The following is an 18,360-nucleotide window of genomic DNA, read 5'->3' on the forward strand; positions in this document are numbered from 1 at the left end:
TCCGGATGTGACCGCCAGTAGTCGTGCAGGACGACGGCCTGCGCGGACCGCAGGCCGAGAACGTCGATCCGCAGGGCCCGCGAGCCCGGTCTGATCGCGGCGAGGGCGCGGTCCACCCCGGCCACGATGCCCCGGGCGTGCGGGAGGAATGCCTGGCCGTCGAGCGTCAGCTCGACCCCTCGGGGAGTACGGGTGAACAGCCGGACGTCGAGGGCGCGCTCAAGGGCCGCGATCCGCTTCGACACGGCCTGCTGCGTCACGCCCAGCTCCTCGGCCGCGTGCTGCAACTGCCCGAACTCGGCCGCCCGGACGAACGATCGCACTGCCTCGGTATCCACCGGACCATCATCCACCCGCACAACCGTTGGTTGTGACACGCCCGGACGTTGGTTGTTTGCGCCGACGTCAACGGCGCTGGTGTGCTGCCCGGACCCGAACGTCGGTTGTCACGAGGGGGGCGGATGGGCGCGCGGTTGGGGTCCAGTTTCGGTTGGCTGTGGTCGGCGTACGCCGTCAGCACGTACGGCACGTGGATCGCCTTCGGCGCGTTCCCGCTGATCGCGGTTCGCGTCCTGCACTCGCCGGCGTTCGCCGTGTCGATCCTGGCGGCGGCCGGACCGGCAGTCGCGGCGGTCGTGGCGTTCTCGCTCGGGCCGTGGGTCGAGCGCCGGGCGAAGCGTCCGGTGCTGGTCGCCATGGACCTGCTCCGGTTCGTGGCCATGGCGAGTGTCCCGCTCGCGTACGCCTTCGGTCTGCTGTCCTACGGCCAGTTGCTGGTCGTCTCGGTCCTCTCCGGGACCGCGAGCATCGCCTTCGCCGCCGCGTCCGGCGCGTACCTCAAGTATCTCGTCCAGGGCGATCACCTGCTGGTGGCGAACGGTCGGTTCGAGGCCACGAGCTGGGCGGCGACGGCGGTGGGCCCGCCCCTCGGTGGCGCGCTCGTCGGGCTGCTCGGCCCGGTCGTCAGTGTCGCGGCCGACGCCCTCAGCTACCTGCTGTCGGCGCTCGCGGTCCTGCGCATTCGCGGCGGCGACGTCGCGTCGCCCCAGGACCGTGCCGGCCGGCTGCGCGGCGCCGATCTTCTGGTCGGCTGGCGGTTCATCCTGCACGACCGTGCCCTGCGAGGGCTGTTCCTCAACTCCATCCTGGTCGGCGGCCTCATCATGGCCACCGCCCCGCTCCTGGCTGTCCTCCTGCTGGGCGAGTACCACCTCCCGGCCTGGCAGTACGGCCTCGCCTTCGGCGTCCCGGCGCTCGGCGGCCTGGTGGGCGCCCGCCTGTCCGCGCGCCTCGTGGCCCGCCACGGCCGGCACCGCGTCATGATCGTGTCCGGGTGGCTGCGCTCGGTCTTCCCACTCGGTCTCGCGTTCGTCCAGCCGGGCATCCCCGGACTGGTCACCGTGATCGTCGTCGAGGGCCTGCTGATCACCTGCATGGGCGTCTTCAACCCGATCTACGCGACCGAACGACTGCACCGCACCCCGCTCGGCCACACCGCCCGCGTCCTCAGCACGTGGAGTGCCGTCAGCAGACTCGTCCAGGCGGCCCTGGTGGTGATCTGGGGCGTCCTCGCGACCCTCACCAGCCCTCTCGCGGCGATCACCATCTCCGGCGTTCTCCTGCTCGCCACCCCGCTCCTGCTGCCCAGGCGGACACCGTCGGTGGCCACCGAGCCCGCCGCGTCCGGGAGAGACGTTCAGGTCGGATGAACGGGTGGCGCACCCTCCGTGTCCGCCACCTTTATATTCTCGGTCATCGATGTTAACGTTCACTTAACGTCGTCGTCTGCCGGTCGACATCATCTTCGGCAGCGGCCCGGTGGGATCGGAGAACGCTCATGACCACGTCCGGCAGGGTTCTTCGCGTGCGCTCGGTGGCGGTGGTGACGGTGTGCGCTCTCGCCGCCGCAGTCTCGATGGCTTCTGCCGCGTCCGCGTCCGCGACCATCACCGTGGCCGCCGACGGCAGCGGCAACTACACGACCGTGCAGGCGGCGATCGACAGTGTCGCGGCGAACAACGGCGCTCCGGTCACCATCACCATCAAACCCGGCACCTACCGGGGCGTGGTCACCATTCCCGCCAACAAGCCCCACCTCACGTTGGCCGGCGCCGGCAGCTCCGCCGCCCAGGTGCTGATCGTCGAAGGGCACGCGGCCGGCCAGACCAAGCCCGGTGGCGGCACGTACGGCACGTCCGGCAGTGCCTCGGTCTTCGTCAATGCCAACGACACCACGATCAGCAATCTGACCATGTCGAACGACTTCAACGAGGCCGCCAACACCCTCGACGCCGAGCAGGCCGTCGCCGTCAACACCTCCGGCGACCGGGTGCAGTTCGACAACGTCCGCATCCTCGGCAACCAGGACACCCTGCTGGTCAACGCACCCAGTGTCACCTCGGTCCGGCGTCTCTACGTCCGCAACTCCTACGTGGAGGGTGACGTCGACTTCATCTTCGGGCGGGGCACCATGGTCTTCCAGAACGGCACCGTGCACTCGCTCACCCGGGGCTCGTCGTCGAACAACGGCTACATCACCGCCGCGGCCACCGACATCAACAACAAGTTCGGCTTCCTGTTCTGGGGCACCACCCTGACCAGCAACGCCCCCGCCAGGACCGTCTATCTGGGCCGGCCCTGGCATCCCAGCGGCGACGTCAACGCCCGCGGTCAGGTCCTCTACCGGGGCGTCGCGATGGGCGCACACATCCGCACCGACCCCTGGACCGACATGTCCGGCTTCTCGTGGCGGACCGCCCGGTTCGCCGAGTACAGCAGCACCGGGGCTGGCGCCGTCATCAACGCCGACCGGCCCCAGATGAGCGCCTCCACCGCCACCCAGTACACACCCACCGCCTACCTGGCGGGTAACGACGGCTGGAACCCCATCCGATGACGAAGATTCGTTCCCTGCGGACCGCGGCCCTCATCGCAGTCGCCGCCGGGGTGCTCGCCGCAGGTCTGCCGGTCCTCAGCGCCGAGGCTGCGGTCGGTGACGGCACACCGGCCGACTCGAACATCAGCTTCGTCGGCCGGTGGAACAAGACGAACGCCTCGGCCTACGTGCCCTACTGGGCCGGCGCGTACCTGCGGGTCGGGTTCACCGGCAGAACGGTGAAGCTCCGGCAGCGCAACACCATCCAGCTGTGGGCCAGCATCGACGGTAGGGCGTTCACGTCCTTCACGGGCTCCGGCACGATCAACCTGACGCCGACCGCGCTGGCGGCCGGCAACCACACGTTGATCGTCAGTTACCGGCAGGTGGCCGGCTCCTACACGGGTGACGCGGTCTTCCAGGGGCTGATCCTGGAGTCGGGCGCGGGCACATTCGCGCCACCGGCCCGCCCCAAGCTGGTCGAGTTCGTCGGTGACTCGATCACCGCAGGGGCCACGAGCAGTCAGCTTGCCGTGACCGACTACGGCTTCAAGGTCGGTGAGAGGCTCGGCTACGACCACACCCAGATCGCGATCGGTGGCATGTGTCTGGCCGAGACGACCGATGGATGCTGGGCGCAGGAGAAACGCTACTGGATGTCGTCCGGTGGCCAGGCCGGCACCGACCCGTGGGACTTCTCCCGCTACACGGCCGACGGCGTGGTGATCAACCTGGGGACCAACGACAAGAGCCATGGCGTGAGCGCCGCGGCCTTCCAGGCGACGTACACCACCTTCCTCACGAGGATCCGGGCCAGGTTCCCGAACGCCAAGCTCTTCGCGATGCGGACGTTCATCGGTCGTTATGCGACGGAGACGGAGGCGGCGGTGCGGGCACGCAACGCCGCGGGTGACGCCAACGTATTCTACGTGGACACCACCGGCTGGCTGCCGTCCGGCGGCCTGAGCGACTCGGTGCACCCGAACGACGCGGGCCATCAGGCCATCACCGACAGGCTGGCCCCGGTCCTCAGCGCACGACTGACCACGACCCCGGGCCCGACGACCCCGCCCCCCACGACTGCGCCGACCACCCCTGCGCCGACCGCTCCTGCGGGGGCCTGCGCGGTCACCTACCGCAAGACCGGTGACTGGGGTACGGGCGCCCAGTTCGACGTGACGCTCAGCAACACCTCCCCCATCCCGGTCAACGGTTGGACACTGACCTGGTCCCTGCCAGGCAGTCAGCGGATCACGCAGTCCTGGAATTCCACCGTCACGCAGTCCGGCGCTGCGGCCACGGCGGTGAACGCCTCCTGGAACGCGGTGATCCCGGCCGCCGGTTCGGTCAGCTTCGGATTCGTCACCGACAGCCCGCTCGGCGGAGCGACCGGTTTCGCCCTCAACGGCTCCCCGTGCGCCGCCGCCACGTGATGGCGAGCGTCTCCGATCAAGGCAGGAGTGACCCGATGACGGTTCGTCGATGGCGTCTCGTGGTCCTGGCAGCAACGGTCCTGACCGTCGTGGCCGGAGGGCTCGGCATCGCCACCGCCCAGGCCGCCACCCCGGCGTGCGGTGTCGCCTATCGGGTCACCAGCGAGTGGACCGGCGGGTTCGGGGCCGATGTCGTCGTCACCAACCTCGGTGACGCGGTGACCAGCTGGGCCGTGGAATGGAGTCTCGCCCCCGGGCAGGGCGTGACGCAGGCGTGGAACGCCGCCGTCACGGTCACCGGCACGGCGGTGACCGCCACCAACGTGAGCTACAACGGTGCCGTCGGCTCCGGCGCATCGGTCAACTTCGGCTTCACCGGCTCGTGGAGCGGCAGCAACCCGGTGCCGTCGTCGTTCTCGTTCAACGGCATCACCTGTGCCGGCCCACCGGCAGCGACCCCCACCGCGCAGACGCCCACGCCGGGGCCAACGCCCTGCCCCGAGCCGAGCACACCGCAGGCGACCCCTTCCACGTCATCGGCACCCGCGCCGATCAAGGTGTGGATGGCCGGCGACTCCACGATGATGAACGCCAGTTCCTGTCCGATCGGCTGGGGCAGCCAGTTCGCGTCCTACTTCACGTCGAACGTCACCGTGCAGAACAGTGCCGTCGGCGGTCGCAGCATCCAGACGTGGCTCTACGAGGGCAATGTGACCTCCACCAAGAACTCGGCCGGCGAGTGCACGCTCAGCTCGACTGCTTACAGCGCGCGGTGGTCGGCGATGCTGGACACCGGCAGCGGCTTCAAGAACGGTGACTATCTGATCATCCAGTTCGGCATCAACGACGGTGACTCGGCCTGCCCGCGACACGTTGGCACCAATCGCTTCAAGGAACTGCTCGGCGTCATGGCGACGGCTGCCAAAGCCAGAGGGGTGAAGCCGATCTTCGTCACCCCGGTCGCGGCAATCACCTGCAGCGGCGGCTCCGCCGTCGGCAATCGCGGTTTCGTCGCCGAGACGACGGCTGCGGCCGCCGCCAACGGCGTACCGGTCATCGACCTGCACGCCAAGAGCGTGGCGCTCTACAACACGCTCAGGCTGTGCCCGAACAACGGCGACTACTCGACGGGCGCGGTCGGCGCGTTCTTCTGCAACGACCACACCCACTTCGAGGCGGCCGGCGCCAGACAGATCGCCGGCCTGATCGCCACCGCCCTCCGGGCGCAGAACATCCCGCTCGCCGCCCACCTGAAGTGACAGCCACCCCTTTGGCGGTGTGACCCGGTCGCGCTCGCAGACGACAGGAGCCAGGCTGCTGGAGGCGTGCGCCGCTAGCCGCTAGCCGCTAGCTGCTCGTCGTACGTCTTGCGTCGGCGGCGATCCGGACGTCACGGAAGTCGACAACTGCCTCGCGAGCAACCGTGATCAGGACGGCGAGGTCACCTCCTGCCAGCAACAGGACATCGTCGAGCACGGAAGGCGGAACCTCCAGTTCCTCGGGGCCGTAGCAGTCGTGCCACGCCATGTCCATCAGGTGCAGGAGGTCGAGCGCGGCTTCAATCTGCCCACCGGCGAACAGCCCTTCGACGCGCGGCTTGCGTTCTCCACGACGTTGCTCGCTGCCAAGTGCCACGGGTAACTCCTTCACCGGGTCTGCTGCCGACTCCACGTAATCAACTCACGGCGACTGCCGTGCCGCGATCCCGCAGCACCTCGATCGTTGGCGGAGTCCTGCGCCGCCGACCTAGCGCGACGACTCGGGCCACGCGCCCCAGCGCGGGATGAGGGACGATGCGCCGGTGCGTCACGAGCATCATGTCTTCCACAACCCGCCGCCATCGACACCGGATGAGGTACGCGCCGCGCTCGACCGCGGCGACCTGTCGGCCGCGCTGGACGCCATGGTCGGCACCGCCCTGTACGGCGACGGGGACTGGAGAGAGCTGCAGGAACTGCACCTTCGGTTGCTCGAACACGACGATCGCCAGGTCAGTGCGCTCGCCGCGACGTGCCTGGGGCATCTCGCGAGGGTCCACCGTCAACTGGATGAACGCCGGGTGGTCGCCGCTCTGCGCCGAGCCCGGGCGCTGCCACACGTCACCGGTACCGCCGCCAACGCGCTGGAGGACATCGAGGTCTTCCTCCATCCGAGGCGCGCACGGATGCGCGGACGTATGTGGAGGGCGATCCGCCCGTGGACGTGGTTCTGAACCGAACGCGGACGTGCCACCGACCCGTGGTGGAGCCCCTTCGGCCCTCAGCTCTGCTGGTAGTGGACAGTGCGGCCTGGCAGCCGAATGAGGGTGCCGGTAACCCGCTGCTCGATCGACTTGATCCGGATGACGGTCGTCGGCTGCTGGCCCTGACGTGCCAATTGGTCTGGGCTACGACGTGGATGGTCGAGGCGAACGAGGTGGTCTCGCCACGGCTTGGTCTTCCGGCCCTGCCGGTCATCGACTGGCCGGACGACGACGAGGATCCTGCGCCCCGTCTGCACTGGAAGACGGTGTTCCTGACACAGTGGGCGGCCGGCCGCCCGTTCGTCTGGATAGACGACGAGACGACCGATGCCGACCGGCGATGGGTCGAGGCTCATCATCCGGCGCCGGCGCTTCTGCACCGCGTTGACCCGTACAGGGGCCTGACCGACGCGGACTTCTCAGTCATTCGCCGATGGCTCACGCAACTCGGCGTAGGGCCTGACGGAGCCCACTTCAACCGCTGACAGGCGCATCGACCTCGGTGCCCTGAGCCTGTCGTCGTGACGACTGCAACGCTGGGAAGATCGGTGGCAGGCCCATGACGAGTCGCCGTCCACATCGGCTTCGTTCGGCGACAGCCCGGCTGTTACCGTCCAGGACCGAAATGACGATCATGGTGAATGCTGGGGGAGTTGACGCGAATGCGTAGGAAGCCGAGTACGCGGCTGGCCGGTGCTCTGATCATGGTGCCGGCGACCGTGGCCCTCGTCCTGGTCGGCACCGCCTCGGCGGCGTCGGCGGCGACGGGCACGCCGAGCGGTGCGCCGCCGGCGGCCAACGGTGTCGACGTGTGGTGCGTGTCGACCACCGGCGCCAAGGCGTGCTTCGCCGCGTACGGGGATCGGGTCTGGGTGAAGGACACCAAGGCGAACGGCGCGTCCGCCGCCGGCACGATCCAGGGACCGGACTGGAGCCGGCAGTGCTTCAACAGCAGTGGCGCGGACGCCGGCTGGGTCATGTGCAACTTCGACGTGCCGGAGTACGACGAGGGTCTGCTGTGGGCGGTCAACAACCCGTTCATCGGCAACGAGAGCAGCACGAAGATCTACACCAGCGGCCCGATCTGACGCCGGCGTTACCGTAACGAGCCCGGTCCGTCAGACCAGCGGCGCCTGCGCGGGTCGGCCGCCGTCGCCGGCTGCGCGGGCGCCCTCGGAAGCGGTGATCGGGGCGGTGATGATCCGACTGGGCAGCACCGGCGCGTCGCGGCCCGTGCCCCGCCGACCACCGCCGCCGGTCGACTGCTCGTGGTAGTCCTGCTCCACGTTGACCGACCAGACGTCGTGCGTGGCGCCGGTGGCGATGTTCTCGACGGTCAGCATCGCGGTGAGCATCGAGTGGTCCTGGTTGTTGTAGCGGTGCATGCCGTTGCGCCCCACCGGGTGCACGTTCGGCACGGCCTCGGCCAGCCAGGCCCGGATCACGTCCACGTTGTGCTGGTAGCGCTCGTCGTACACCGGGTATGCCTTGGGCATCCGCACCACGTGACCGGCCTCCACGACACCGGGGCGGACCAACCCCAACCGCTCCAGCTCCGCGGTGGCCAGGGCCACGAGGTCGGCATCCGGGGTACGCCACATCTCGTCGTCCTCGAAGACGAAGTACTCCAGGCCCAGGCAGGTGCGCCCGTCCTTCACGAGGTAGGGCGACCAGGAGCCGAAGTTCTGGATCCGGCCCACCCGTACCGCCGGGTCGTGCACATAGATCCAGTTGTCGGGGAACGAGAACTCGGCCGGCACCACGAGGGCGACCGTCAGGAAGTCGCGGTAGCGCAGGTCGGCGGCGCAGGCCAGCACCTCCGGGGGCGCCGGCGGGCGTAGCGCGGCGACCAGCTCCGAGATCGGCATCGACGAGATCACGTCGTCGGCCGGCTCGGTGCGCTGCCCGCCGGCGCCGTTGAGCGTCACACTTATCGCCCGCCGTCGTTTCGGGTCGCGGTGCACGGCGGTCACCCAGGTGCCGGTCGACACCTCCCCGCCGCGCTGGCGCACCTCTTCGGCGCAGCGCTCCCACATCATCCCCGGCCCGTACTTCGGGTACTGGAACTCCTCGATCAGGCTGGTCACGTCGGTGCGGCGGCGCCGGGGCAGCACCGCGTTGCGGATCGCCGTGGCCAGCGACAGGTTCTTGATCCGCTGCGCGGCCCAGTCGGCCTGCAAACGGTCCGCCGGCATGCCCCAGACCTTCTCGGTGTACGTCTTGAAGAAGATCGAGTACAGCCGCCAGCCGAACCGGGCCGACACCCAGCCCTCGAAGTGCGACTGGTCCTTCGGCGGGCGCAGGCGGGCCCGGGCGTACGAGCCCAGGCAGCGCACCGCCTCCGGCAGCCCCAGGTTGCGCAGCGCGTTCGTCGCGCTCAGCGGGTAGTTGAACAGGGCGCCCCGGTAGAAGATCCGGCTCATCCGGGGCCGGGTCAGGAAGTCCTCGTCGGGGAGGATCTCGTGCCAGAACGCCTCCACCCGGGGCACCTTGGTGAAGAACCGGTGTCCGCCGATGTCGAAGCGCCACCCGTCGCGCTCCACGGTCCGGCTGATCCCGCCGACCACCTCGTCGGCCTCGAAGACCCGGACCGGCCGCCCGTGCCGGAGCAACTCGTATGCCGCTGTGAGCCCCGCCGGTCCCGCGCCGATGACCACCGTGCCGTGCTGCTCGCTCATGCCGCTCGTACTCCCTGCCGATGGTTGAGGCGCGGCGCGTACCCGTTATGCCTGGGATGTCACCTGCTGGTCGTGGTCGTTTCGCTCCGGCGGGGCGCATCGGGGCGTACAACGAAAGGGGCGGCACCCCCACGCGGCGGGTGGGTCGGCGGACCGGGGGAGCGGGGCGGATGCACCGGTGGCGAAGCGGCCGGCGGCACGCGACGGCGTGGGCGGTCCGGCTGGCCGGGGCGGCCGGAGCGGGCGCGCGGCTGGCCCGCCGCGTGCCGGCGCCCTGGCCGTACCTCATCGGGCTCTTTATCGGCGCGAAGCTGCTGCTGACCCTGCTCGGCCTGCTGGTCCTGCACGCCTGGGACGGCATTCCGGGCGCGCCGCCGCCGGACGAGGCGATGATGTGGGCGCAGCAGCGGGAGGTCTCCGGCCACCGGTGGATCTCCTTCTGGTTCGCCTGGGACGCGCTGCTCTACCTGCGGCTGAGCGAGCTGCCGCTGACCGGGCGGCCGTGGGGGGATTTCGGCTTCCCGCTGCTCTACCCCTTCCTCGCCCGGCCGGTCGGCGCGCTGCTCGGCGGCGACAACGCACTGGCCCTGCTGCTGATCAGCAACGTCGCGTTCCTCGGGGCCCTCGCGTACGGCTACCGGCTGGCCGAGCTGCTGCTCGGCGACGCGGACGCGGCCCGTCGGTTCACCCGCTACCTGGTGCTGCTGCCGACGGCCTTCCTGTTCCAGGCCGCGCTGACCGAGTCGCTGTTCGTGTGCCTCGCGCTCGCCGCGTTCTACTACGCCGAGCGACGTCGGTGGCTGCTGGTCGGCGTGCTCGGCTACTTCCTGGCGATGAGCCGGTCGGTCGGGCTGCTCGTCGCGTTGCCGCTGGCGCTGGTGCTGCTGCGCCAGCACGACTGGCGGCTCGGCCCACGCGCCCTGCTCGGGTACCTGCGGATCGGCTGGCCGTTGCTGCTGCTGCCCGCCGGATGGTTCACCTTCATGGCGTTCTGCCGGTGGCGCGGCGGGGACTGGTTCGCCTACCAGCACGCCCAACAGGTCGGCTGGGGGATCAGGGTGCAGAACCCGGTGCCGGTGGTGTGGGACGCTCTGGCCGGAGAGCCGCGCGACGCCGGACGGGTCCTCTTCGCCATGGCCGTGCTGGCCGTGCTGGTCGCCGGGTTCCGTCGCCGGGAGCTGCCGTATCTGGTCTACGGCGTGCTCATGGTGCTGGTGCCGCTGTCGATGGGCCCGCCGGTCTACAAGAGCCTGCTGCGCTACCTGCTGGCCGCGTTCCCGGTGGCCCTGGTGCTGGCCCGCTGGGCCCGTCGCGCCGGTGTCGACGTGTGGCTGACGGCGGCCCTCGCCGTGGTGCAGGGTGCGCTGTTCGTGCTCTGGCTCACCTACTGGACCCATATGATCATCTGATTGGGTGGCCGCCGGTCGGGGCAGGATGAGGCGATGACCGAGCCACGGGTGCGCCTCGACGATCTCGGCGCCTGGCTGATCAAGGGCAACGCGGACGCCGTCGACCTCACCGCCCGGTTCGCCCGCGAGCCGCTGGTGACGAACTGGTGCGTACGCCCTGGCTACCGGGCCCGGTTGATGCGCGCCGGGCAGCCGGTGGTGTTCTGGGCCAGCGGCAGCCGCGCTCGCCTGCCGTACGGGGTGTGGGGCATCGGACGGGTCACCGGGGTGGCCGAGCCCGCGCCACCGGGGCGACCCTGGTCGGTGCCCCTGGAGCTGCCCATCCTCCCCGAGCGGGACCGGGTGCCCCGGCAGGCGTTGCGCGCCGACGACCGGCTCGCCGCCCTGGAGGTGTTCCGCCAGCCGCAGGCGGCCAACCCCTCGTACCTGACCGTGGCCCAGTTCGCCGCCCTGCGGACGCACCTGCCGGTCTGAGGATTCAGCCGGCTTGTGCAAAGCTGCTACCCGTCGTCGCCAACTTCGGGGGAGGTCCGGTGTTCGCCCTGCCGCTGACCGACGAGGTCGAGCTGCGCCCGCTGGAACCCTGGCGGGCCGAGGAGTTCCTCGCCAACCTCGACCGGTCGCGCGAGCACATCCGGCCCTGGGTGTCGCCGTCCTTCGTCGCCACCGACCTGCCGTCGGCCCGCGCGGTGTTGCAGCGCTACGCCGACCGCTGGGCCAGCGACAGCGGCGGCATCTGGGGGCTGTGGTGGCGCGGCACCCTGGTCGGTGGGGTCATGTTCGTGTCGTTCGACGTCACGCTCGGCGTCTGCGAGGTCGGCTGCTGGCTGGAGCCGGCGGCGCAGGGCCGGGGCATGATGGCCCCCGCGATCCGCCGGATCATCGACTGGGCGGTCCGCGAGCGCGGCATCCAGCGGGTCGAGTGGCGCACCGACGCGGCCAACACCCGCAGCATCGCCCTGGCCCGCCGGCTCGGCCTGCGCCACGACGGCACCCTGCGCCAGCTCTACCCGAGCCCGCGCGGGCGCATCGACCTCGAGGTCTGGTCGGTGCTGGCCGACGAGTGGCTGGCCCGGCCCACACCGTCACCGCCCACCGTCCACTGACGACGGCGAATTCCTGTCGTACCCGGGCGGCACCATGCATTCATGGCCGTCCCCGCGCTCACCCCGCATTCCGACCCGCCGCGTTCCGTGCCGCTGCGTGAGGCGCGCACCCGGTTCAGTCAGCTCGTCGCGCTGGCCGAGCTGACCGACGCCGTCACCGTCGTCACCCGCGACGGCGATCCCCGCCCGGTCGCCGCGATCGTTCCCGCCGCCGCCGCCCGCAGTGGCGCGCAGGCCCGCGCCGACGCCGACCGGCTCGCCGCGGTCACCGCCGGTTGGGCCCGCCGCCTCGACGAGCAGCACCGTCGCAGCAGCCAGCGGCACGCCGCCGAGCTGGGGGCGGTCCGCGCGGCGCTGGCCGAGGTGTGGGCCGAGCTGGACCGCCGCGTCGTCCCGGGCAGCGACCCGGGACTGTCCCGGCTGCGCGCCGCGCACGCCGACCTGCTCACCGACTGACCGCCGCTCGTCGAGGGGCCGTCGCCGGCCCCGGCGTCGCGCAGGCGTCAGGTCGTGGCCGGGTAGGCGTTGGTCTCGGTCGCCTTGACCGCGACCCAGACCCGCTGGCCGGGGATCAGCCGCAGGTACGCCGCAGCGGCCGGCGTGACGTCGGCGGCCACGCCGATCGGCCCGTCCACCTGCACGCGGACGTTGTCGCCGTGGCGCTGCACGCCGACCACGGTGCCCGCCCAGGTATTGCGGGGGCTGCCGTCCGGCCGGGCCGGGTGCAGGGCCACCGCCGCCGGGCGGAACGCGACGAACGCGTCCCCGTCGAGCCGGTCGGCCACGCTGAGGGTCAGCTCCGGCGCGACACGTACCGCGTGGCCCTCCGCCCGGCCCCGATAGAGGTTCAACCCGACCAGGCGGGCCACGTAGTCGGTGCGCGGGCGGGCGGTGACGCTCGGGCCGTCGCCCTCCTGCACCACGCGCCCACCCTCGACGATGACCAGGCGGTCGGCCAGCGCCAACGCGTCCAGCGGATCGTGGGTGACCAGCACCGTGGCGCCCGGGTGCGCGGCCAGGTGGCGGTGCAGCTCCGCGCGGGTGTCCAGGCGGGTGCGGGCGTCCAGGGCGGCGAGCGGCTCGTCGAGCAGCAGCAGCGACGGCCCGACGGCCAGCGCGCGGGCCAGCGCCACCCGCTGCGCCTGCCCGCCGGAGAGCTGCCGGGGCCGGCGGTGCGCCTGGCCGGCCAGGCCCACCCGGTCGAGCCAGTCCCGGGCGGTGGCCCGCGCCGCCCGCCGGTCGACGCCGTGCCGGCGCGGCCCGAAGGCCACGTTGTCCAGCGCGTTGAGGTGCGGAAAGAGCAGGTAGTCCTGGAAGACCACGCCGATCGGCCGGCGTTCGGTGGGCACCCAGCCCCGGCTCGCCGGCCGATCCAGGTCGACGCCGCCGAGGGTGACGTGCCCGGCCGTGAGCGGGTGCAGCCCGGCCAGCGCGCGCAACGCGGTGGTCTTGCCGGCGCCGTTCGGCCCGAGCAGCGCTACGACCTCGCCCGACGCGACCCGCAGCGGCACGTCCAACCGGAAGGCGCCCCGGTCGACGACGAGCCGGGCGTCGAGCAGCGGGTTTCCGGCCTCGTCGTGCAGCGGCGCGGTCACGGGCTGGCCAGCCAGCGGTCGCGCAGCGCGGCCAGGATGCCCACCGAGACGATCAGCAGCACCAGGCTGAGCACGATCGCGGACTCCAGGTCGGTCTCCAACGCCAGGTAGACGGCCAGCGGCATGGTCTGCGTACGCCCGGGATAGTTGCCGGCGAAGGTGATGGTGGCGCCGAACTCGCCGAGCGCCCGCGCCCAGCACAGCACCGCGCCGGCGGCCAGACCCGGTGCCACCAGGGGCAGCGTGACGTGGGTGAAGGTGGTCCACCGCCCGGCGCCGAGCGTCGCGGCGGCCTCCTCGTAGCGGTGGTCGGCGGCGCGCAGCGCACCCTCGACGGCGATGACGAGGAACGGCATGGCGACGAACGCCTCGGCCAGCACCACGCCCGCGGTCGTGAACGGCAGGGTGACGCCGAACGTGGCGTCGAGCCAGCCGCCGAGCAGCCCGCGCCGGCCGAAGACCAGCAGCAGCGCCACGCCGCCGACGACCGGTGGCAGCACCAGTGGCACGGTGACCAGGGCGCGGACCAGCCGGCGGCCGGGAAACTCGACCCGGGCCAGCAGCCAGGCCAGCGGCACCCCGAGCAGCAGGCAGAACAGGGTGGCCAGGGTCGCCGTCTGCACCGACAGCCGCAGTGCCGTCAGCGCCCCCGGCGCGGTGAGCCGTTGCGGCAGCGTCGTCCACGGCGCCCGGACCACCAGCCCGGCCAGCGGCAGGACGAGGAAGAGCAGCCCCAGCCCCGCCGGGATCAGCAGCGCCGCCGGCACCCGCCCCCGTCGGCGCGGCGCGGCGTCGGGAAGCCGCCTCGCGCTGCCGGGAAGGGTCTGTCGCCCGCCGCTGGGAAAGGTCCGCCTCACGGTGCGGGGAAGGCCCGTCTCATGGCGCCTGGAAGCCGGCCGCGGCGAGGACCGTCTGTGCCGGCGTCGAGCGGACGTACGCGACGAAGGCCCGCGCGCCGGCCGGATTCGGCGCGTCCTTCAGCGCGACGATCGGATAGTCGTTGATCGCCCGCGTCGACTCGGGAAACTCGACACCGGTCACGTCGCTGCTCGCGGCGCGGGCGTCCGTACGGTAGACGAGGGCCGCGTCGACCTCGCCGAGCTTGACCTTCGCCAGCGCTCCCTTGACGTCCTGTTCCAGGGTGACGGGGGTCAGCGCGACACCCGCCGCGGTCAGGGCGGTACGCGCCGCCGCGCCGCAGGGCACCTGCTCGGCGCAGAGCGCCACCTTCACTCCTGGGCGGGTCAGGTCGGCGAGACCGGTCACGCCCTTGGGGTTGCCGCTGGGCACCGCGATCACCAGTTGGTTGCGGGCGAAGACGAGCGGCGTGCCCTCGGCGTCGCCGGCCTCGGTCACGGTCGCCATGTTCTTCGGCGCGGCCGACGCGAAGACGTCCGCCGGAGCGCCCTGGGTGATCTGGTTGGCCAGGGCGGAGCTGCCGGCCAGGTTGAGGGTGACGGTGACGCCCGGGTTGGCGGCCTCGAAGTCCCTGGCGATCCGGGTGAACGACTCGGTCAGCGAGGCGGCGGCGAACACGATCACCGTGCCCGATGCCCGACCGTCCCGGGCGTCGCCCGGGTCGCCGGCGCGGTCGCAGCCGGCCGTCGCCAGCACGGTCACCGCCAGCACCACCGCGACGAAGCTGGTCCGACGACTCATCCGACCGCCCTTGCTCCGGCCGGGGTGGTGGGCGCGGCGCGCTCCACCACCACGGTGGTCGACTTGATGACGGCGACGGCGACCGAACCGACCCTCAGGTCGAGGTCGTCGACGGCCTCCCGGCTCATCAGCGACACGACCCGGAAGGGGCCAGCCTGGATGTCGACCTGGGCCATCACCGTGTCCTTGCGGACGTCGACGACGATGCCGCGCAACCGGTTGCGGGCCGAGGAGAATTCGGCGCCCGCGTCCGGGTCGGCGGCCTGCGCGCGGGCGAACGCCGCGAGGTCGACGCCGTCAATGATCCGGTGGTCGTGCTCGTCACGCCCGGCGGGCAGCCGCCCGGCGTCCACCCAGCGGCGGATCGTGTCGGCGCTGACGCCGAGCAGTTCGGCCGCCGCGCCGATCCGGAACGTCGTCACCGCCTCACCCTAGCGGGCCGCATCCGCGAGGGTATAGACCCCATGCCACCCGCATTCGCATGGCCTTGCCGCTCGATACGCCAGCATCTGCTATCCGCCAGGCCGGCGACGTGGCGGTATTGCGCAGCCGGTCAGTGGCGGCGGGGGTGGCCCTTGAGGTGTCGGCCCAGCTCCCGGGCGATCTCGCGGTTGGCGTCGCGTTCGGCGAGGGTCTGCCGCTTGTCGTACGCGCGCTTGCCCTTGGCCAGGGCCAGCTCGACCTTGGCCCAGCCGTTGTCGAAGTACATCGACAACGGCACCAGCGTCACCCCGCCCTCGCGAACCTTCTCCAGGATCCGGCCGATCTCGGAGCGGTGCAGCAGCAGCTTGCGGTTGCGGCGCGGCGCGTGGTTGGTCCACGTGCCGTAGCTGTACTCGGCGATGTGCAGCCCGTACAGCACGATCTCGCCGTCGCGTTCGTGCGCGAACGCGTCCACCAGCGACGCCCGTCCCTCGCGCAGCGACTTCACCTCGGTGCCGACCAGCACGATGCCCGCCTCGTACGTGCGCAGCACGGTGTACTCGTGCCGGGCCTTCTTGTTCGAGGCGATCAGTCGGCGCTCGGGCTGCTTGGACGGGCTCACCCGGCGACGATATCCGGCCGTCCCCTCAGTCGGTCGTCCGGAGCTGGGCGCGCAGCCGCGCGGCCAGCTCTCGCACCGCCTGCGTGAACTCGTCCTGCGACTCGCACGGCGAGTGGCCCAGGATCGGCGGCGGCACGCTGTCGCTGGGCGGGGGCACCACGCCCTGCGGGTCCTTCAACCGGCGGTCCACCGCCGCCTCCGGCCCGGCCAGCGTCGCGCTGTCCCCGGGCCGGTGCGGAGCGAACATCCACCCACCGATCGGGTCGGTGTCGCGCCACAGGTTCACCCAGCGCCAGCCGACGCGCTCGCCGATCTCGCGCAGCGTCGACTCGTCGACGTAGGCGGGGAACAGTCGCGAGTACAACCGGTTCAGCGGCGACAGGTAGGTGAGCAGGGCGACCCGGTCGGTGACCCGCGGCGGCAGTTGCAGCAGGGTGGCCGCGAGCAGCACCGAGCCGTGGCTGTGCCCCGCCAGCAGCACCCCCGCGCCCTGGTCCACGAGGTAGGTGATCCGCTTCGTCAGCTCCGGCACCGCCCGTTCGGCGTAGCAGGGCGGCGCGAAGGGGTGCGCCGCCCGGGGCCAGAAGGTGCCCAGATCCCACAGGACGCCCACGTACCTACGGAACCCGGCTGTCCGGTACGCGAAGATGCCGCCGATCACGAGCCCGACCAGGATCGCGCCGATCGCGTAGCTGCCCGCCCCGATGAGGAAGTTGACGAGGCTGTCGGGCACGCCGACGTACTGCTCGAACACGTCCCCGGGATAGAGCTGGAGCAGACCGAGCAGGCTGGTGGCCAGTCCGAGCGCGGCGGACCCGGCGTAGACCACGGCGAGGGGTTCCAGCCGTTCGGTGAACCGGGCCCGCGCCACCGCCTGCTCGACCCGGCGCAGCCGCGCCGCCGCCTCCGGCGGGGCGTGCGGGAAGTCGGCGGCCACGATCGCCCGCGCCGCCCGCCACCGGCTGGGACGGGTCGCCACGGTGACCACCACGCCCACCAGCAGCGCGGCCAGCACTGCCAGGAAAAACCCGACGATCGCCCACTTGTACGCCAGCGGCGGGCCGAACGCGAACCGTTCCCGGTACCCGCTGTTGCGGTCCAACACGTCGGCCACCCGATAGACCAACTCGGCGGAGAACGCCACCGCGAGCCCGGCGCCGACTGTGACGAAGACCGGAGCGCCCAGCGCGCGCAGCCGGGGGAGCCGCTGTCCGCCGGCGCGTCGCCCGCTGCCGCGCGCCCAGATCACCACCGCTGCGAGGATCACCAGCAGGACGGTCTGGCTGACGAACAACCAGGCCACCGTGGCGCTGTACCCGGGCAGCATCCTGCTCTGCGGCCACGACGCGCGGCTGGTCAGGGTGTACGCGATCACCAGGATCGTCAGGCCGCAGGCGATCGTGCGCAGCCCTCGCGTGACCGCCTCCAGCCGGGGCACCGGGCTGGGCCGGTCCATGCCCCGTACCCTCGTCAGCAGGACCACGCAGGCGAGCAGCACGGCCCCGGTCGCCACCGCCAGCGTCGCCCACACCGTCGACTCGTTCTGGCTGTCCCAGGCGGCCAGCAGGCTGACGTCCAGCGTGGCGAACGCGGCCGCGACGTGCACCGAGCGCAGCCGTCCCACCACCGGGGTCCCGTCCCACTGGCCGACCGCGCTCAACTGCTGGACGGAGGTCTCCTCGGTCGCGCCGGTGCGAAAGGCGTCGTACGAGTGGCTCGGCCGCGCGCCGAGCCACCACACGATCCCGATGGCGGCGACCGGCGCCAGGGCCAACACACCCAGCCGTACCCCGGGCGGACGCTCGCCGAGCCAGGACAGCCAGCTCCGGCCGGCCGTGCAGGTCGGGGAGTCCATGCAGCGCCAGGCGACGAGGTCCAGCGCCATCCCGACGATGGAGAGCACGTAGAGCATCGTGAGGGTGAGCGCGAGCACCCGGCACAGCGCGACGATGACGTGTTTCCCGGAGAGGCTCGCCGGGCGCATCCAGAGCGCCACGTTGCAGAGCATGAACGGCAACAGGAACACCAGCGACAGCGTCCGTACGGCCGTGCCGGACGGCAGGTCGCTCCAGCGGTACGCCTCCAGCGTCACCCCGTCCGTGCCGGTCGAGTCCGGGTAGCCCGGGCGGGGGCGGAAGAACCCGCCGCTGCGGTCTCCGGCGACCTGGTGCACGTGCGGCCGGTTGAGGACCTGGTCGGCGCCCGCCCCGGAGACGCCGTGCACCCGCAGCTCCACTACTCGACCCGACGTCGTCGGGTCGGTCGGCGACGCGTCCGTCATGGGCCCCCCGAGGTGTGCGACCGCCGGCGGGTCGGCG

Annotated in this window: 20 protein-coding genes; 11 read left to right on the forward strand and 9 right to left on the reverse strand. The window is 71.7% G+C overall.

What is annotated here, in order from left to right; genetic code table 11:
• The coding region (locus AB0J68_RS09190; RefSeq protein WP_363937407.1) for a LysR family transcriptional regulator at positions 1 to 338 on the reverse strand (338 nt) is incomplete at its 3' end.
• A gap of 123 nt (positions 339 to 461) precedes the next feature.
• Here AB0J68_RS09190 and AB0J68_RS09195 point away from each other — a divergent pair.
• From AB0J68_RS09195 to AB0J68_RS09210, 4 genes are all read left to right on the forward strand, one after another.
• Complete coding sequence (locus AB0J68_RS09195) at positions 462 to 1,709, forward strand: MFS transporter (protein WP_363937409.1); 1,248 nt, start codon at positions 462 to 464, stop codon at positions 1,707 to 1,709.
• Positions 1,710 to 1,915: 206 nt separating this feature from the next.
• Positions 1,916 to 2,896 carry a pectinesterase family protein gene (locus AB0J68_RS09200; RefSeq protein WP_363937411.1) on the forward strand — a complete coding sequence of 327 codons (981 nt, stop codon included), beginning with the start codon at positions 1,916 to 1,918 and terminating at the stop codon, positions 2,894 to 2,896.
• Positions 2,893 to 4,308 carry a cellulose binding domain-containing protein gene (locus AB0J68_RS09205; protein WP_363937414.1) on the forward strand — a complete coding sequence of 472 codons (1,416 nt, stop codon included), beginning with the start codon at positions 2,893 to 2,895 and terminating at the stop codon, positions 4,306 to 4,308. Before AB0J68_RS09200 ends, AB0J68_RS09205 begins: the two co-directional genes overlap by 4 nt.
• A gap of 35 nt (positions 4,309 to 4,343) precedes the next feature.
• Entirely contained in the window at positions 4,344 to 5,567 is a 1,224-nt protein-coding gene (locus AB0J68_RS09210; protein ID WP_363937417.1) for a cellulose binding domain-containing protein, read from the forward strand.
• 88 nt (positions 5,568 to 5,655) lie between these two features.
• Here the strand turns inward: AB0J68_RS09210 and AB0J68_RS09215 are convergent, their stop codons facing one another.
• Positions 5,656 to 5,943, reverse strand: a complete 288-nt coding sequence (locus AB0J68_RS09215) for a hypothetical protein (protein WP_354856061.1) — start codon at positions 5,941 to 5,943, stop codon at positions 5,656 to 5,658.
• 148 nt (positions 5,944 to 6,091) lie between these two features.
• On the opposite strand from AB0J68_RS09215, the gene AB0J68_RS09220 reads away from it, so the two are divergent.
• The 3 genes from AB0J68_RS09220 to AB0J68_RS09230 all read left to right on the forward strand — a co-directional run bounded on the left by AB0J68_RS09220 (position 6,092) and on the right by AB0J68_RS09230 (position 7,638).
• Entirely contained in the window at positions 6,092 to 6,520 is a 429-nt protein-coding gene (locus AB0J68_RS09220) for a hypothetical protein (RefSeq protein ID WP_363937420.1), read from the forward strand.
• Between the two features lie 62 nt (positions 6,521 to 6,582).
• Positions 6,583 to 7,035, forward strand: a complete 453-nt coding sequence (locus AB0J68_RS09225; RefSeq protein WP_363937422.1) for an HAD domain-containing protein — start codon at positions 6,583 to 6,585, stop codon at positions 7,033 to 7,035.
• Between the two features lie 177 nt (positions 7,036 to 7,212).
• A complete protein-coding gene (locus AB0J68_RS09230; protein WP_363937425.1) occupies positions 7,213 to 7,638 on the forward strand; it encodes a hypothetical protein in 426 nt (141 codons plus the stop codon).
• A 30-nt stretch (positions 7,639 to 7,668) separates the two neighbouring features.
• Here the strand turns inward: AB0J68_RS09230 and AB0J68_RS09235 are convergent, their stop codons facing one another.
• On the reverse strand, positions 7,669 to 9,228 hold the full coding sequence (locus AB0J68_RS09235; protein WP_363937427.1) for an NAD(P)/FAD-dependent oxidoreductase: 1,560 nt from the start codon (positions 9,226 to 9,228) through the stop codon (positions 7,669 to 7,671).
• A gap of 170 nt (positions 9,229 to 9,398) precedes the next feature.
• Here AB0J68_RS09235 and AB0J68_RS09240 point away from each other — a divergent pair, with 170 nt between their 5' ends.
• Genes AB0J68_RS09240 through AB0J68_RS09255 form a run of 4 tightly spaced genes read left to right on the forward strand, consistent with a single transcriptional unit; the run spans position 9,399 to position 12,199 of the window.
• Entirely contained in the window at positions 9,399 to 10,637 is a 1,239-nt protein-coding gene (locus AB0J68_RS09240) for a hypothetical protein (protein WP_354856056.1), read from the forward strand.
• Between the two features lie 33 nt (positions 10,638 to 10,670).
• A complete protein-coding gene (locus AB0J68_RS09245) occupies positions 10,671 to 11,111 on the forward strand; it encodes a hypothetical protein (RefSeq protein ID WP_354856055.1) in 441 nt (146 codons plus the stop codon).
• A gap of 59 nt (positions 11,112 to 11,170) precedes the next feature.
• Positions 11,171 to 11,743, forward strand: coding sequence for a GNAT family protein (locus AB0J68_RS09250; protein WP_354856054.1), 573 nt, complete (start codon positions 11,171 to 11,173; stop codon positions 11,741 to 11,743).
• A 42-nt stretch (positions 11,744 to 11,785) separates the two neighbouring features.
• Entirely contained in the window at positions 11,786 to 12,199 is a 414-nt protein-coding gene (locus AB0J68_RS09255) for a type II toxin-antitoxin system Phd/YefM family antitoxin (RefSeq protein ID WP_355065139.1), read from the forward strand.
• A 47-nt stretch (positions 12,200 to 12,246) separates the two neighbouring features.
• On the opposite strand, the gene AB0J68_RS09260 is transcribed toward AB0J68_RS09255, so the two are convergent.
• From AB0J68_RS09260 to AB0J68_RS09285, 6 genes are all read right to left on the reverse strand, one after another.
• On the reverse strand, positions 12,247 to 13,338 hold the full coding sequence (locus AB0J68_RS09260) for an ABC transporter ATP-binding protein (RefSeq protein WP_355065141.1): 1,092 nt from the start codon (positions 13,336 to 13,338) through the stop codon (positions 12,247 to 12,249).
• Positions 13,335 to 14,105, reverse strand: coding sequence for an ABC transporter permease (locus AB0J68_RS09265; RefSeq protein WP_354856051.1), 771 nt, complete (start codon positions 14,103 to 14,105; stop codon positions 13,335 to 13,337). The genes AB0J68_RS09260 and AB0J68_RS09265 overlap by 4 nt, the downstream gene beginning before the upstream one ends.
• Before the next feature lie 109 nt (positions 14,106 to 14,214).
• Positions 14,215 to 14,997: a molybdate ABC transporter substrate-binding protein gene (modA, locus tag AB0J68_RS09270; RefSeq protein WP_355065143.1), complete on the reverse strand. Its 783-nt coding sequence runs from the start codon at positions 14,995 to 14,997 to the stop codon at positions 14,215 to 14,217.
• Positions 14,994 to 15,419 carry a TOBE domain-containing protein gene (locus AB0J68_RS09275; protein WP_354856049.1) on the reverse strand — a complete coding sequence of 142 codons (426 nt, stop codon included), beginning with the start codon at positions 15,417 to 15,419 and terminating at the stop codon, positions 14,994 to 14,996. Before AB0J68_RS09275 ends, modA begins: the two co-directional genes overlap by 4 nt.
• A 131-nt stretch (positions 15,420 to 15,550) precedes the next feature.
• Positions 15,551 to 16,042 (reverse strand): SsrA-binding protein SmpB, encoded by a 492-nt coding sequence (smpB, locus tag AB0J68_RS09280; RefSeq protein WP_354856048.1) that lies wholly within the window; start codon positions 16,040 to 16,042, stop codon positions 15,551 to 15,553.
• A 25-nt stretch (positions 16,043 to 16,067) separates the two neighbouring features.
• Positions 16,068 to 18,360 (reverse strand): hypothetical protein (locus tag AB0J68_RS09285; protein ID WP_363937435.1); only part of this gene is annotated, 2,293 nt, incomplete at its 5' end.

The organism is Micromonospora sp. NPDC049580 (genome assembly GCF_040675595.1).
Lineage (GTDB): Bacteria > Actinomycetota > Actinomycetes > Mycobacteriales > Micromonosporaceae > Micromonospora.

Excerpts from the sequence above, each read along its gene's own strand:
- AB0J68_RS09195 (WP_363937409.1), top strand. The coding sequence starts at position 462 with ATGGGCGCGCGGTTGGGGTCCAGTTTCGGTTGGCTGTGGTCGGCGTAC.
- AB0J68_RS09200 (WP_363937411.1), top strand. The coding sequence starts at position 1,916 with ATGGCTTCTGCCGCGTCCGCGTCCGCGACCATCACCGTGGCCGCCGAC.
- AB0J68_RS09205 (WP_363937414.1), top strand. The coding sequence starts at position 2,893 with ATGACGAAGATTCGTTCCCTGCGGACCGCGGCCCTCATCGCAGTCGCC.
- AB0J68_RS09210 (WP_363937417.1), top strand. The coding sequence starts at position 4,344 with ATGACGGTTCGTCGATGGCGTCTCGTGGTCCTGGCAGCAACGGTCCTG.
- AB0J68_RS09220 (WP_363937420.1), top strand. The coding sequence starts at position 6,092 with ATGAGGGACGATGCGCCGGTGCGTCACGAGCATCATGTCTTCCACAAC.
- AB0J68_RS09230 (WP_363937425.1), top strand. The coding sequence starts at position 7,213 with ATGCGTAGGAAGCCGAGTACGCGGCTGGCCGGTGCTCTGATCATGGTG.
- AB0J68_RS09235 (WP_363937427.1), bottom strand. The coding sequence starts at position 9,228 with ATGAGCGAGCAGCACGGCACGGTGGTCATCGGCGCGGGACCGGCGGGG.
- AB0J68_RS09240 (WP_354856056.1), top strand. The coding sequence starts at position 9,399 with ATGCACCGGTGGCGAAGCGGCCGGCGGCACGCGACGGCGTGGGCGGTC.
- AB0J68_RS09245 (WP_354856055.1), top strand. The coding sequence starts at position 10,671 with ATGACCGAGCCACGGGTGCGCCTCGACGATCTCGGCGCCTGGCTGATC.
- AB0J68_RS09255 (WP_355065139.1), top strand. The coding sequence starts at position 11,786 with ATGGCCGTCCCCGCGCTCACCCCGCATTCCGACCCGCCGCGTTCCGTG.
- modA (WP_355065143.1), bottom strand. The coding sequence starts at position 14,997 with ATGAGTCGTCGGACCAGCTTCGTCGCGGTGGTGCTGGCGGTGACCGTG.